This window comes from Streptomyces zhaozhouensis (assembly GCF_900230195.1).
Taxonomy (GTDB): Bacteria; Actinomycetota; Actinomycetes; order Streptomycetales; family Streptomycetaceae; genus Streptomyces; species Streptomyces zhaozhouensis.
Map to the genome: position 1 here is coordinate 379685 of NZ_OCNE01000002.1, position 13163 is coordinate 392847.

Consider the following 13163-nt stretch of genomic DNA (forward strand, 5'->3'; position numbering starts at 1 on the left):
AACGGCCCCGACATGGCCGATAAGTGCTGCGTGGGAGCGGTGCCATCGCAACGTCACCGCACGGATGTGGCCAGCACGACGCCTCGGCGCCACGCGCACGACGGGACCGCCGACGGGCCGGCCGGCCACGCGGCGACGCCGCCCCTGGGACCGTGGCTCGCGCGGCGCCCGCCTCAGGAGGAGCCCCGCCGCACCAGCTCGGTGGGGAGCACCAGCCGGGGCCGGTCGGGGCCCGAGTCGCCGATCTCCGCCAGCAGCGCCCTGGTCATCGCGCGGCCCATGCCCTCCATCGGCTGCCGCACGCTGGTGAGCGCCGGGTCCATGTGGCGGGCCAGCGAGGAGTCGTCGAATCCGACGAGCGCGACGTCACCCGGAACGGAACGGCCCAGCTCACGCAGGGCGCGACGGGCTCCGATGGCCATCAGGTCGGAGGCGCAGAAGACCGCGTCCAGCTCGGGCCTGCGGCGCATCAGCTTGTGCATGGCGGCGTGCCCGCTCTCCTCGGAGAAGTCCCCCTTGGCGATCAGGTCCTCGTCCGGGTCCCGCCCGGCGGCGCGCAGCGCCTCCTTGTAGCCGTCGACCCGGCACCTGGCCACGTACATGTCCGAGGGGCCCGTGATGGTGGCGACCGTGGAGCGTCCCCGCCCCAGCAGGTGCTCCACCGCCAGTTGCGCACCGCCGACGTTGTCGCAGTCCACGTGGGGCACCAGCTCGTCCGAGGAACGCCGTCCGTTCATCACCACGGGGATGCCCATTTCGGCCAATTGGTCGGGCATCGGATCGTCTCCGTGGACGGAGACCAGCAGCACGCCGTCCACCCGGTGGCTGGCCGCGTACTGCGAGAACCGCTGCCGCTCCTTCGGGGTGCGGATCAGTGTCAGCAGCAGCTGGATGTCGGTGTCGGCCAACTCGGCGCTCACGCCCCGGATGATCCCGGAGAAGTAGGGCTCGGCGAACAGGCGGGTCTCGGCCTCGGGTACGACCAGGGCGATCGCGTCCGAACGGTTGGCGGCCAGCGCCCGCGCCGCGCGGTGCGGCACGTACCCCAGGTCGGCGATGGCCTGCTGAACGGCCGCGCGCGTGCGCTCACTGACGCGCGGTGACCCGTTGATCACGCGCGAGACCGTGCCCCGTCCCACCCCGGCGCGGGCGGCGACCTGTTCCAGCGTCGGCCTTCCGTCGCGGCCCATGCCGCGCCTTGTCACTGCCATCGGTTCCTCCCGTTTGCGCCCCGGAATCCAACTACATCACGGATACCGAAGCGACCTGTTCTATGACTTGACACTCGCCGAGGGCTCAGGAAGCCTTCAACCCATCACAACTGGGAGCGCTCCCACGCGCCCGAAACATTACAAGAACCCGCACGTTCCAAGCCCGGGCCCGACCCCCACAAGCGCAGCACCGGCCGGGGAGGCAACGTCATGTGTGCGCCAGGAGGACGATCCGTCATGCGCGACAGAGCACGCACCACTCACCGGCCACTTCGCCGAAGCGCGAGGGTGCTCGCCCTCGGCGCCGCCGCGACCCTCGCCACCGGCCTCCTCGCCGGCTGCGGCAGCGACGACGGGGACGGGGGTGGCGACGGCGACGTGGAGATCAGCATCGGCGTCTTCGGCCAGTTCGGCTTCGAGGAGGCCGGGCTGTACGAGGAGTACGAGGAGCTGAACCCCGGCGTCACCATCACCCAGGACTCGATCACCGAGAACGGCGACTACATAGCCCAGCTCCGCACCCGCCTCGCGCAGAACAGCGGGCTGATGGACATCCAGGCCATCGAGGTCGGCAACATCGCCGAGATGACCGGCGACCTCAACGCCCGCTGGGTCGACTTCTCCGAGCACGAGGGCGTGGACACCGAGCACTTCCTGCCCTGGAAGCTGGACCAGGCGACCACCGAGGACGGCCGGGTGATCGGACTCGGCACCGACATCGGCCCGACCGGCATCTGCTACCGGACCGACTACTTCGAGGAGGCCGGGCTGCCCACCGACCGCGAGGAGGTGAGCGCGCTCTTCGCCGACTGGGAGTCCTATCTGGAGGTGGGCGAGGAGTTCGCCGCCAACGGGCCGGAGGACGTGGCCTATCTCGACGGCGCCGGCGGCATGTTCAACGCCGTGGTCAACGCCTACGAGGAGCGCTACTACAGCGCCGACGGCGAGGTCAACTACCAGGACAGCGCGTCCGTCCAGACCGCCTGGGACCTGTCGGTCCAGGCCGCCGAGGCGGGACTGACCGACCAGCAGCAGCAGTTCAGCGACGAGTGGAACACCGCCTTCGCCAACGGCGCGTTCGCCACCGTCGCCTCCTGCCCCGCGTGGATGCTCGGCTACATCCAGTCCGAGGCGGGCGACAACGGCGCCGGCGTCTGGGACGTCGCCCAGTCCCCCGCGCCCTCCAACTGGGGCGGCTCCTTCATCGGCGTGCCCGAGGCCGGTGACAACAAGGAAGAGGCCGTCAAGCTCGCCGCCTGGCTGACCGCGCCCGAGCAGCAGGCCAAGCTCTTCACCGAGCGCGGCAGCTTCCCCAGCTCCGCCGCGGCGCACGAGCTGCCGGAGGTGCTGGAGGCCACCCACGAGTACTTCCAGGACGCCCCGATCGGCGAGATCTTCACGCAGGCCTCGGCCGAGATCCCGACGACCGTCATCGGCCCGCAGGACCAGGTGATCCAGGAGAACATCACCAACGGTCTGGTCGCGCTGGAACAGCAGGGGCTCTCCTCCGACGACGCCTGGAGCGGCGTCGTGAGCCAGCTGGACAACGCCCTCGCGGAATGACCTGGACAGGTAGATGACCACTGAGCACGCCGCGGCCGCGCCCCCCGCCACCACGGGGGGCGCGGCCCCGCGCCCCGATTCCGGCAAGGCCGAAGGGCCGTCCCCCCAGGAGCGGAAGCGGATCGAACGCCGCTCGCGCTGGTACCGGTGGGACCTCAAGTTCAGCCCATACGCCTTCATCTCCCCCTTCTTCCTCTTCTTCGCCGCCTTCGGACTCTTTCCCCTGCTGTACACCGGCTGGGCGGCGTTGCACCAGGCGTCGATGGTCAACCCGAACGAGATGGAGTGGGTCGGCTTCGACAACTTCTCCCGTCTCTGGAACGACGAGTTCTTCTGGAACGCGCTGCGCAACACCTTCACCATCGGGATCATCTCGACGGTGCCCCAGCTGCTGATGGCCCTGGGCCTCGCGCACGTCCTCAACTACCGGATGCGCGGCAGCATGGCGTTCCGGGTGGCCATGCTGACGCCCTACGCCACCTCGGTGGCGGCGGCCACGCTCGTCTTCGCGATGCTCTACGGGCGCGACTACGGCATGATCAACTGGGCGCTCGACCTGGTGGGCATCGACCCGGTGAACTGGGAGGCCGGCACCTGGACCTCGCAGTTCGCCATCTCGACGATCGTGATCTGGCGCTGGACCGGGTACAACACCCTGATCTACCTGGCCGCGATGCAGGCGGTGCCCAACGACCTCTACGAGTCCGCCTCGTTGGACGGGGCCTCGCGTTGGCAGCAGTTCCGCCATGTGACCATCCCGGCGCTGCGGCCGACCATCCTCTTCACCGTGGTGGTGTCCACCATCGGCGCCACCCAGCTCTTCGGTGAGCCCTACCTGTTGGCGGGCAGCGAGAACGGTGGCGCGCAGAGTCAGTACCAGACGCTCGGTCTCTACATGTACGAGACCGGCTGGTTCAACCTCCATCTCGGTCGCGCGGCGGCCATCGCCTGGACGATGTTCCTGCTGCTGATCGTCATCGGGCTTCTCTACTGGGTGCTCACCCGGCTGGTGGGCAAGAGCAACGGCGAGGAGGCGTGATGGCCACGGCACCCGTCATCACCCCGGACACGGCGGAAGAGCTGGACCCGCCGCCGCCCGGACGCGGCGGCCGGAAGCGCGGCGGCGGCGCCGGCCGCGCCGGCGGCCATCTGCGCGCCGGCTGGCTGTCCTATGTCATCCTCGCCGTCTTCGCGCTCGGCTCGGTGCTGCCGCTGCTCTGGTCGGCGATCGCCGCGTCGCACAGCAACGCACGGCTGGCCGAGCCGACCCCGCCCTTCTGGTTCGGCGGGCGGCTCTTCAGCAACCTGGAGACGGCCTGGACCGATGCCCACATGGGCACGGCCATGATCAACACGATCTTCGTGGCCGGCACCATCACCGTCTCCACCGTGCTCTTCGCCACCCTGGCCGGCTTCGCCTTCGCCAAACTCAGGTTCCGCGCGAAGAACCTGCTGCTCCTGCTGGTCATCGGCACCATGATGGTTCCGCCCCAGCTCACCGTCGTCCCGCTCTTCATGGCGATCGCCGAGCTGGAGTGGACCGGGCAGCTCCAGGCCGTGATCCTGCCGACGATGGTCAGCGCCTTCGGCGTCTTCTTCATGCGGCAGTACCTGGTACAGGCGCTGCCGAGCGAGCTGATCGAGGCCGCCAGGGTGGACGGCGCCAACAGCCTGCGCGTGGTCTGGCACGTCGTCTTCCCGGCGGCGCGGCCGGCGATGGCCGTGCTCGGGATGCTGACCTTCGTGGCGGCGTGGAACGAGTTCTTCTGGCCGATCATCGCGCTCACCCAGCAGAACCCGACGGTCCAGGTCGCCCTCACGGGGCTGGGCCAGGGCTACGTCCCCGACCGCGGCGTGATCATGGCGGGGGCCTTCCTCGGCACCCTGCCCCTGCTGGTCGCCTTCGTGCTGTTCGGCAAGCAGATCGTCGGCGGCATCATGCACGGCGCACTCAAGGGCTGAGCACCCCGCCAGCCCCGCTTCGACACCCTCTCCACGAGCAAGAATGGGAGCGCTTCCATGTCTGAAAAACAACCTCGGGTCTTCCCGGCCGACTTTCTGTGGGGATCGGCGACCGCGTCCTACCAGATCGAGGGGGCCGCCAACGAGGACGGCCGCACGCCCTCCATCTGGGACACCTTCTGCCGGACGCCGGGGAAGGTCTTCCAGGGGGACACCGGCGACGTGGCGTGCGACCACTACCACCGCTGGGCCGACGACCTCGACCTGATGTCCGAGCTGGGCCTGAAGGCCTACCGCTTCTCCGTCTCCTGGTCCCGGGTGCAGCCGACCGGCCGCGGCCCGGCCGTCCAGCGCGGGCTGGACTTCTACCGGTCGCTGGCCGACGGGCTGCTGGAGCGCGGGATCACCCCGGCGATCACCCTCTACCACTGGGACCTGCCCCAGGAGCTGGAGGACGCCGGCGGCTGGCCGGCGCGGGAGACCGCCGAGCGCTTCGCCGAGTACGCCCAGCTCGTGGCCTCGGCGCTGGGCGACCGCATCTCGATGTGGACCACGCTCAACGAGCCCTTCTGCAGCTCCTTCCTCGGCTACGGCTCCGGCGTCCACGCGCCCGGCCGGACCGAGCCGGAGTCCGTGCTGAAGGCGGCCCACCACCTCAACCTCGCGCACGGCCTCGGCGTGCGGGCGCTGCGCGACACGCTGCCCGCGGACGCGAAGGTCGGGATCACCGTCAACCCCGGCGTGATCAGGGCCCGCACCGAGGCGCCGGAGGACCTGGACGCGGCGCGGCGGATCGACGCGCTGCACACCCGGATCTTCACCGACCCGCTGCTGCACGGCACCTACCCGGAGGACCTCAGGGAGGACACCGCGCACATCAGCGACTGGTCCTTCGTGCGGGACGGGGACGAGGCCACGATCCACCAGGAGATCGACTTCCTCGGGCTCAACTACTACAACCCGACCGTGGTCTCGGCCCCCGTGGGGGGCCGGAAGGCGCCGCGCAACGACGGCCACGGGGCGTCCGAGCACTCGCCCTGGGTGGGGTCGGAGTCCGTCGAGTTCCACCTGGCGGCGGGCGAGCGCACCGACATGGGATGGGTCGTCGACCCGACCGGCCTGACGGACCTGCTGCGCCGCTTCGGCGCGGAGCGCCCCGACCTGCCGCTCTACGTCACGGAGAACGGCGCCGCCTTCGACGACAAGGTGGACGCCAACGGCGCCGTGCACGACCCGAACCGGATCGGCTACCTGCACGGGCACCTGGACGCGGTGCACCAGGCCATCGGGCTCGGCGTCGACGTCCGCGGGTACTTCCTGTGGTCGCTGCTGGACAACTTCGAGTGGGCGTACGGCTACAGCAAGCGCTTCGGGGTCGTGCACGTGGACTTCGAGACGCTGCGCCGCACCCCGAAGGCGAGCGCCCGCTGGTACGCCGAGGTGGTCGGCTCCGGCCGGCTGCCGGCCGCCGGCTGACGCCGGCCCGGAGCGGGCGCCGGGGACGGCGCCGCGCCTCCCCCGCCCACCCCGGATGCCTTCCCCTCGGGAAGGAGGGCGGGGGACACCGGCCCCCGGCCCCGCGCCGCGCCCCGCGCGGCCGGGCCGGGGGCCGCCGCACGTCCGCGCGGGGCGGACCCTCCGCGGCAGCGGCCGCCTCCCCCGGCGCCACGCCCGCCGCATCCCGTCAAGGCTCCACGCGCCCATGTCCCACCCCTGTCGCAGTCACACGCCATCTGGTCACACACTGTGACACGAGGGTCTGACAACGCCCGCCCGACCGCCCCCGACCAGCGGTGGATCAGCGGAAGACCCCGTCCGGCGGGGGCGGTGACGGCCGGGCCGTGGCGTCGGTGGCCACGGCGGCGCCGCCGGTGAAGTCCACCAGCTCACGCCCGGTGAGCAGCCGCGCGGGGTACGGGTCGCCCGCGGACCTGCGGGTCAGCTCGGCGACCGGCAACGGGTGGTCGGCGGCGCAGAACACGCCGTTGCCGAAGCGCCGGCCGCGCAGCACCGCCGGCTCGGCCATCAGGCAGACCTCGGGGAACCTGGCGAGCAGCGTCGCCGCCTGCCCCCGCAGGTGGGCGAGCGGCGGCCCGTCCGTGCAGTTGAGGGCGTACCAACCGCCCGCGGCCAGCACCGTCCTGACGGCGTCGAGGAACTCGACGCTCGCGCAGTGCGCAGGGGTCCTGGCGTCGGCGAAGACATCGGTGATGACCAGGTCGGCCCAGCCCTCGGGCACCCTGGCCAGCGCCTCCCTGGCGTCAAGGGCGCGCACCCGCACCCGCGCGCCGTCCGGTAGCGGCAGCCGCCCGCGCACGAGCGCGGTCAGCCGCGCGTCCGGCTCGGCCACCTGCTGGCCGGAGCGCGGCCTGGTCGCCGCCACGTACCGCGCCAGGGTCAGCGCGCCACCACCGAGGTGGAGCACCCGCACCGGCCGTCCCGGCGGCGCGAGCAGGTCGACGAGATGGCCGAGCCTGCGCTGGTACTCGAACGCCAGCCGGGTGGGGTCGGCGAGGTCGACATGGGACTGGGGGGCGCCGTCGATCAGCAGCTCCCAGGCGTCCTCCCGGTCCGGGTCGGGGACCAGGCGGGCCTCGCCGCCGTCCACCGTCTCGGTCACCTGTCCCCGGTCCGCCGACCGCCGCGCTCGTCTTCCCGCCACGGCCCCAGTCTCCCCCGGGAACCGGGGGTCCTGATACCGGGGGCGCGCACGCCCGGCGCGCGGGCCGGCCGCGCGCCGTTCGGCTCAGTGGTGCGCGGTGCCGCCGCAACGGTCCACGACCGCCAGCGTGTTGACCGCCTCGTGGATGGCCGCCCGCAGCCGCTCGGGCTCCGTGGAGCGGGCGACGGCGCCCTCCGGGGGCACCAGCCAGCCGCTGCCCCTCGCCCAGGGCCGGCCGCCGGCGACGGGGGCCGCCGCGCCCGCCCTGGTGCAGGCGCTGCCGGGCAGGTTCCACCGGGCGGCGGTGCCCGGGGGGACCAGGAAGCCCAGGGTGTCGCTCTCCCGGTCGTGCAGCACCGGGCCCACCCCGTGCCGAAGGCGCAGCAGGTCGACGGCTTCCAGTCCTTGCCGCGCCGGAACCGTGACCACGTCGCAGGCCGCGTCGCCGGTGTCCGCCATGGGTCCTCCTCCAGGGGTGCTGTCGGGTGCGCATGTCTAACGGCGGACCCCTGTCAACGGCTACGGCCGGGATCCCCTCCTTTGGATGGCAGTTCATGGCAGATCCACGAGCGCGGGTGACGCCACTCCCCAACTCCCGGTGCCCGTACCGCTACAGCCGGTACCTTCGCCGTCATGGCGAGGTCATCACCCCCGTCCCGGTCGGCCACCCCCAACGAGACGTTCCGCCGGCTGCGCGGCGGGCTCTCCCCCGGCGAGTTCGCCGCGGCGGTGCGGCGCGCGGCGCGGGAGATCGGCGAGCGGGTCTCCTGCGACGCGCGCTATGTGGGACGTGTGGAAGCGGGCGAGATTCGGTGCCCTAACTACGCGTACGAACGGGTATTTCTTCATATGTTCCCGGGACGCACCCTGACCGACCTCGGTTTCGCGCCACGCCAGACGGTCCGAGGACGCGGTGCGCGCGCCGTCCCCCCACCACGTGCCGAGCCGAACACCACCCCCACAGCCGCCCCACCGTCGCCCGCGCGCGGGCGCGAGGGCACGCCCCCGGGCGGGCACACCCACGACACGGAGGAGAGCGACGTGCTGCGTCGTGCGTTCATGACGGGCGGCACCGCCGCCATCGCGTCCCTCGCGGGCCTGGGCCCGGCGCCCCCTGCCTCAGCCGCCGGAACCCGGCCGGGGACCGCCGAGGTCGCCCGGGTCCGCGAGGCCGTGCGCGACATCCGGCTGCTCGACGACCAGCACGGGGCGCTGGCGCTCTACCGGCCGGCCGGCGAGGCGCTGCGGACCGCCTACGAGCTGCTGGACCTCGGCGCGAGGCGTTCCTCGGTCAACGACGAACTCCACTCGAACACGGGCGAGTTGGCCCTCTCCGTCGGCTGGCTCGCGCACGACTCGCGCCGTTGGGCGGAGGCCCGTTCCTACTACGGGGAGGCGCTGGCGACCGCGCGGGTGAGCGGTGATCCGGCGCTGGAGGCGCACGCGTTCTGCAATCTGGCCTTTCTCGCCAGGGACACGGGGCGCCCGCGCGAGGCGGTGCGCGCCGCTCAGGCCGGCGCGCGCGCCGCCGAGGTGGTCGGCTCGGAGCGCCTGCGCTCCCTGCTGGCGCTGCGCGAGGCCGCCGGCTGGGCCGGGATGGGGGAGCGCGCCGACGTGCGGCAGGCGATCGAGCGGGCCGGGGAGGCCTACGCCCGGGGGTCGGTCGCGATGACCCCGGAGTGGATGTCGTTCTTCGGCGACGGCGAGTTCGCCAGTCTGGAGGGGCAGTGCTGGGCGTTGCTCGGCGACTGGGCGCGCGCCGCCGAGTGCGCCGGGCGCGCGGTGCGGGTGGCCCTGAGCGACCCGCACTTCGCCCGCAACATCGCGCTCTACTCGGCCGAGTTGGCCGGTTTCCTGGCCAGGTCCGGCCGGCCGGAGGAGGCCGCGGCCGCGGGCCAGCGGACCCTCGACCTGATGTCCGGGGTCCGCTCCACCCGGATCACCGAACTGCTCGCCGACACGGCGACCCGGCTGAGGCCGGCGCGCAGGGAGCGGGCCGTCGCCCCGTTCATCGAACGGCAGCGCGCCGTCGGCGCGTAGGGCCCCGGCGGCGCCTCGTCGCCTCAGTCGGATCCGGTCAGGTGCGCGGTGTCGTTCCACCTCTCCAGCGCGGGCTCGCCGTAGGCCAGGGAGAGAACGGAGAGCGCCGCCGCGTCCAGCTTCAGCCGGGCGGCGAAGTCGACCTCCTGGCCGAGCCAACGGGCCGCCACCGCGCGCAGGATGTGCCCGTGCGCGAAGACCACGGCGTCCCCCTCGACGCCGCGCGCCCAGGCGACCACCTCGTCGGCGCGCTCGGCCAGCCGCGCCATGGACTCGCCGCCGCGCACGCCGTCGCGCCAGATGACCCAGTCACCACCGCGGTCCCGGGCGATCTCCTCGGTGGTGCGGCCCTCCTCCTGCCCGTAGTCCCACTCCCGCAACGCGTCCCAGGCGGTGGCCCGGTCGCCGAAGCCGGCCAGCGCGCAGGTCATGGCGGCCCTGCTCAGCGGGCTGGTGCGGACCTCCGCCCCCGGCAGGCCGTCCCACGGCGCGCGCCGGAGCCGTTCGCCCAACGCCCTGGCCTGCGCGCGCCCCTCGTCGAGCAGGGGGACATCCGTCAGTCCGGTGTGCCGTCCGGAGACGGACCAGGCCGTCCGCCCGTGTCGGACCAACAGGATGCGCGGGGCCATGGAGTTCCTCTCGTGGGGCGGGTGCGGAGGAACGCGAGCGCTCACGTCCCACACGTCTCACATCATTCCTCACGCAACCGGGAAGAGCTCCTCGGCGTCTCTCCCGTAGCGGTTCGCCTTACGGTTAACTGACGCACGTCTGTCCAACAGTCGAAGACGAGATGATCCGGAGTTCCCGCCGATGCCCAAACAGCGGCCACGCTGGTGGACCGAGCTGCTGCTGATCCTGGTGGCCTACGGGGCCTACTCCGGAGCGAGACTGCTGGCGCGGGGAGACGTCACGACGGCCGTGGAGAACGGCCTCAGCATCCTACGGCTGGAGCGGGCGCTGTGGCTGCACGCGGAGGAGCCGCTCAACGAGCTGTTCACCCAGGAGCCCTGGCTGGGCATCCCCTCCTCGTTCGCCTACGCCTCCCTGCACTACCTGGTGACCCCGCTGGTGCTGCTGTGGCTCTACCACCAGCGCCCGGCGCGTTACCGGCTGATGCGGACCTGGCTGCTGATCTCGACCATGATGGGCCTGGTCGGCTTCACGCTGATGCCGACCAGCCCGCCCCGGCTGCTGCCCGGCGGACACGGTTTCGTGGACAGCCTGGCGCAGTACAGCGACTGGGGCTGGTGGGCGGACGACGCGAGCGCGCCCAGCGGGATGGGCGACCTCACCAACCAGTACGCGGCCATGCCGAGCCTGCACGTGGGCTGGGCGGTGTGGTGCGGGGTGGCGCTCTGGCACTACGGGCGGCGCTCGCGGTGGCTGCGCGCCGCGGCCGTCGGCTATCCGCTGATCACGGTCATGGTCGTCATGGGCACGGCCAACCACTACTTCCTGGACGCGGTCGCCGGGGTGACGGTGATGGTGGCCGGGCTGCTGCTGGCCCGTCCGGCGCTGCTGGTGTCGGCACGGATACGGGCCCGCTTCGGCTGGGACCGGGGCGAGAGCGCCCCGGACTACGGCACGCTGCCCACGATCGACGAGGACGCCCGGCGCCCGCGCCGGCGTGAGACGGACGACCAGGCCGGCGCGAGCGCCCCCGGAGTCTCGTCGGCGATCCCCAGGGCGCGGCACAATGGATCGTCGACCGCACAGGAACGCCATCTGACTCCGCCGTCCTGAACCAGGAGGCTGATCGCCGCATGTCCGACCCAGGCCCCGGCCGCGAGCCCTCCGGCACACCGCCCCGGTACCGTCGTCCCGCCGCCCTCTTCTTCGAGCCGCCGGACGAGCGTGCCGACGAGGAGCACTTCTTCTCGCTGGAGTCGATCAGCGACCCGCGCGAGCTGCTCGACCGCTCCACCGAGCTGGCGACGGCCTTCCAGCAGGCCGCCGACCGCTCGGTGGAGTACCAGGCGCTGGCCGCCGCGCAGCTGGCCGACCCGGCCCGGTTCGACGCGTGGAACGCGGCGGCGATCGCCGACCGCGCGGGCTGGACCGAGGACTACGCGGTGAAGATGATCGAGTTCGGTCGGAAGCTGCGGGGACGGCGGGCGTGAGGCCGACGGGTGCCGTGCGGGCCGCTGCGGCGGCGTCCCCCGTGGGCTGGGCAAACGTCTCGTGGGCCGGCTCGGGAACCGATTTTTGCTTCACCGGTTCGGAGTGCTAATGTCTACGACGTCAGCAGGCGCCGCTAGCTCAGTTGGTTAGAGCAGCTGACTCTTAATCAGCGGGTCCGGGGTTCGAGTCCCTGGCGGCGCACCTGATGAAGGCCCTCCGGTCGACAGACCGGGGGGCCTTCCCCATGCTCGGGGTCCGGCGCTCACTCCTTGTCCACCCTGATGTGCCAGCCGCCGCTCGACGTCCGCTCCCCCACCTCGATCCGCACCCCGGACGACGCGTCGACATAGCTCTCGCCGGTCTCCAGCGGCGCGTCGGCCAGCCGGGGGTGCACCGAGGTGCCGTGGCAGGCGTCGGACTCCGGGTGCCCGTCGATCACCCGCACCGGGCCCTCGGCGGAGGCCACGTCGCCCCGCACCCGGTAGAGCAGGACGCCCCTGGTGCACAGCGACCTGTCGTTGCCGATCGGCGTCCGCGCCTCGGCCACCAGCGCCTCGGAGGGGCCGGTGCGCACCACGGCGATCCGGGTGTCGGCGGCCGGGTCGCGCTCGTCCAGCGGGGCGCCCAGCGGCTGGAGCGTGTGCAGGCTGGTGCCGGAGGAGCGGACGCAGGCGACGTGCTCGGGGTCCAGCCAGCCCAGCTTCCACTTGTGCCAGCCGAAGAGGTCGGGGGCGAGTCCGAACTGGCTGCCCATCAGATCCCAGTCCCCCACATGGGTGTCCCAGTCGCCGCTGCCCTCCGTCGGCCGGTTGTAGAGGTCGGGCAGGTCGAAGACGTGGCCGGTCTCGTGCGCCAGCACGTTGCGGTCGGGGCGGCGGTTTTCGAAGACGGTCACCAGACGACGGATCTCGGCCTCCCCGACGGTGATCGGGGAGTTGAAGTTGACCACCTTGGTCGCGTCGGAGTCGACGCCCGGCGCGTCCGGGTCCGCGACCAGGTAGACCACGTCGTAGGCCGCCAGATCCGTCGCGGGGGCGATGACCGACAGCGCGTCGTGCAGGTAGTCGGCGCGCTGCTCGGCGGGCCAGTCGCGCTGTATGCCGTAGTCGACGGAGTCGGCCGGCATCTCCAGCCACTCCTCCACGACCTCGGTCTCCAGCGAGAGCCTTCCGTAGGAGGAGCGGTCGAAGTACTCCGTCGTGGCCGGGAAGTAGTCCTCGGCGATGCGCCCGGGGCTCAGTCGGGGCTCGGTGTCGGGGAAGGAAAGGAACAGCATCACGGCGCGGACGGTGCCCACCGGGCGCGGATAGTCGTCGTTCCAGCTGTCCAGCCCGAGCGAGTGGTGGACGGCGGCCGAGCGCGGCAGCCCGCACGGCTCGTCGGCGAGCGCCCCGGTTCCGGGGGCGGCGGTCATCGTGGTGGCGAGCAGGGCGGCGAGCGCGGTCAGGACGGCCGCTGGGCGGCGATGGTCACGGCGCACTGCGACCTCCCGTCGTGCCGTTGTGGTACGCCGAGTCCACCTTGTTTGTTTTTGGAGTGGTTCGCCCTGTTTCGCTAGCCCGGTCAGGTAACGGAGTTTCGATTACTCCACGTGAACGACAGTC

12 protein-coding genes and 1 tRNA gene are annotated in these 13163 nt (G+C 72.2%); 8 read left to right on the top strand and 5 right to left on the bottom strand.

Annotation, left to right across the window (positions count from 1 at the left end):
* Window positions 1-173 precede the first annotated feature (173 nt).
* Window positions 174-1211, bottom strand: coding sequence for a LacI family DNA-binding transcriptional regulator (locus CRP51_RS04855; protein ID WP_097229715.1), 1038 nt, complete (start codon window positions 1209-1211; stop codon window positions 174-176).
* 237 nt (window positions 1212-1448) lie between these two features.
* Between CRP51_RS04855 and CRP51_RS04860 the strand changes: the two genes are divergently transcribed.
* From CRP51_RS04860 to CRP51_RS04875, 4 genes are read left to right on the top strand one after another with little or no spacing between them, the layout of a single operon-like run.
* Window positions 1449-2774 carry an ABC transporter substrate-binding protein gene (locus tag CRP51_RS04860; protein ID WP_097229716.1) on the top strand — a complete coding sequence of 442 codons (1326 nt, stop codon included), beginning with the start codon at window positions 1449-1451 and terminating at the stop codon, window positions 2772-2774.
* Between the two features lie 13 nt (window positions 2775-2787).
* Window positions 2788-3813 (top strand): carbohydrate ABC transporter permease, encoded by a 1026-nt coding sequence (locus tag CRP51_RS04865; RefSeq protein ID WP_097229717.1) that lies wholly within the window; start codon window positions 2788-2790, stop codon window positions 3811-3813.
* The gene (locus tag CRP51_RS04870) at window positions 3813-4736 is read left to right on the top strand and encodes a carbohydrate ABC transporter permease (RefSeq protein ID WP_097229718.1); all 924 of its coding nucleotides are present in this window, start codon (window positions 3813-3815) and stop codon (window positions 4734-4736) included. Before CRP51_RS04865 ends, CRP51_RS04870 begins: the two co-directional genes overlap by 1 nt.
* A 57-nt stretch (window positions 4737-4793) precedes the next feature.
* Complete coding sequence (locus tag CRP51_RS04875; protein ID WP_097229719.1) at window positions 4794-6212, top strand: GH1 family beta-glucosidase; 1419 nt, start codon at window positions 4794-4796, stop codon at window positions 6210-6212.
* A 322-nt stretch (window positions 6213-6534) separates the two neighbouring features.
* On the opposite strand, the gene CRP51_RS04880 is transcribed toward CRP51_RS04875, so the two are convergent.
* Window positions 6535-7398 (bottom strand): spermidine synthase, encoded by an 864-nt coding sequence (locus tag CRP51_RS04880; RefSeq protein ID WP_097229720.1) that lies wholly within the window; start codon window positions 7396-7398, stop codon window positions 6535-6537.
* Window positions 7399-7482: 84 nt separating this feature from the next.
* Window positions 7483-7857, bottom strand: a complete 375-nt coding sequence (locus tag CRP51_RS04885; protein ID WP_097229721.1) for a hypothetical protein — start codon at window positions 7855-7857, stop codon at window positions 7483-7485.
* Between the two features lie 174 nt (window positions 7858-8031).
* Here CRP51_RS04885 and CRP51_RS04890 point away from each other — a divergent pair, with 174 nt between their 5' ends.
* Complete coding sequence (locus CRP51_RS04890; protein ID WP_097229722.1) at window positions 8032-9438, top strand: NsdA family TPR-like regulatory protein; 1407 nt, start codon at window positions 8032-8034, stop codon at window positions 9436-9438.
* A 23-nt stretch (window positions 9439-9461) separates the two neighbouring features.
* Here CRP51_RS04890 and CRP51_RS04895 read toward each other — a convergent pair whose 3' ends face one another.
* Window positions 9462-10067, bottom strand: coding sequence for a histidine phosphatase family protein (locus CRP51_RS04895; protein WP_097229723.1), 606 nt, complete (start codon window positions 10065-10067; stop codon window positions 9462-9464).
* 181 nt (window positions 10068-10248) lie between these two features.
* Here CRP51_RS04895 and CRP51_RS04900 point away from each other — a divergent pair, with 181 nt between their 5' ends.
* The 3 genes from CRP51_RS04900 to CRP51_RS04910 all read left to right on the top strand — a co-directional run bounded on the left by CRP51_RS04900 (window position 10249) and on the right by CRP51_RS04910 (window position 11760).
* Complete coding sequence (locus tag CRP51_RS04900) at window positions 10249-11181, top strand: phosphatase PAP2 family protein (protein WP_097229724.1); 933 nt, start codon at window positions 10249-10251, stop codon at window positions 11179-11181.
* Window positions 11182-11201: 20 nt separating this feature from the next.
* Window positions 11202-11558, top strand: a complete 357-nt coding sequence (locus CRP51_RS04905) for a DUF8844 domain-containing protein (RefSeq protein ID WP_097229725.1) — start codon at window positions 11202-11204, stop codon at window positions 11556-11558.
* A gap of 128 nt (window positions 11559-11686) precedes the next feature.
* Window positions 11687-11760, top strand: a tRNA-Lys gene (locus CRP51_RS04910).
* 61 nt (window positions 11761-11821) lie between these two features.
* On the opposite strand, the gene CRP51_RS04915 is transcribed toward CRP51_RS04910, so the two are convergent.
* A complete protein-coding gene (locus CRP51_RS04915; protein ID WP_245880370.1) occupies window positions 11822-13039 on the bottom strand; it encodes a M6 family metalloprotease domain-containing protein in 1218 nt (405 codons plus the stop codon).
* Window positions 13040-13163: the final 124 nt, after the last annotated feature.

What these genes read in the sequence shown, in the direction of transcription:
- CRP51_RS04885 (WP_097229721.1), bottom strand. Translation starts at nt 7,857, where the DNA reads ATGGCGGACACCGGCGACGCGGCCTGCGACGTGGTCACGGTTCCGGCG.
- CRP51_RS04870 (WP_097229718.1), top strand. Translation starts at nt 3,813, where the DNA reads ATGGCCACGGCACCCGTCATCACCCCGGACACGGCGGAAGAGCTGGAC.
- CRP51_RS04865 (WP_097229717.1), top strand. Translation starts at nt 2,788, where the DNA reads ATGACCACTGAGCACGCCGCGGCCGCGCCCCCCGCCACCACGGGGGGC.
- CRP51_RS04875 (WP_097229719.1), top strand. Translation starts at nt 4,794, where the DNA reads ATGTCTGAAAAACAACCTCGGGTCTTCCCGGCCGACTTTCTGTGGGGA.
- CRP51_RS04895 (WP_097229723.1), bottom strand. Translation starts at nt 10,067, where the DNA reads ATGGCCCCGCGCATCCTGTTGGTCCGACACGGGCGGACGGCCTGGTCC.
- CRP51_RS04900 (WP_097229724.1), top strand. Translation starts at nt 10,249, where the DNA reads ATGCCCAAACAGCGGCCACGCTGGTGGACCGAGCTGCTGCTGATCCTG.
- CRP51_RS04860 (WP_097229716.1), top strand. Translation starts at nt 1,449, where the DNA reads ATGCGCGACAGAGCACGCACCACTCACCGGCCACTTCGCCGAAGCGCG.
- CRP51_RS04890 (WP_097229722.1), top strand. Translation starts at nt 8,032, where the DNA reads ATGGCGAGGTCATCACCCCCGTCCCGGTCGGCCACCCCCAACGAGACG.
- CRP51_RS04855 (WP_097229715.1), bottom strand. Translation starts at nt 1,211, where the DNA reads ATGGCAGTGACAAGGCGCGGCATGGGCCGCGACGGAAGGCCGACGCTG.
- CRP51_RS04905 (WP_097229725.1), top strand. Translation starts at nt 11,202, where the DNA reads ATGTCCGACCCAGGCCCCGGCCGCGAGCCCTCCGGCACACCGCCCCGG.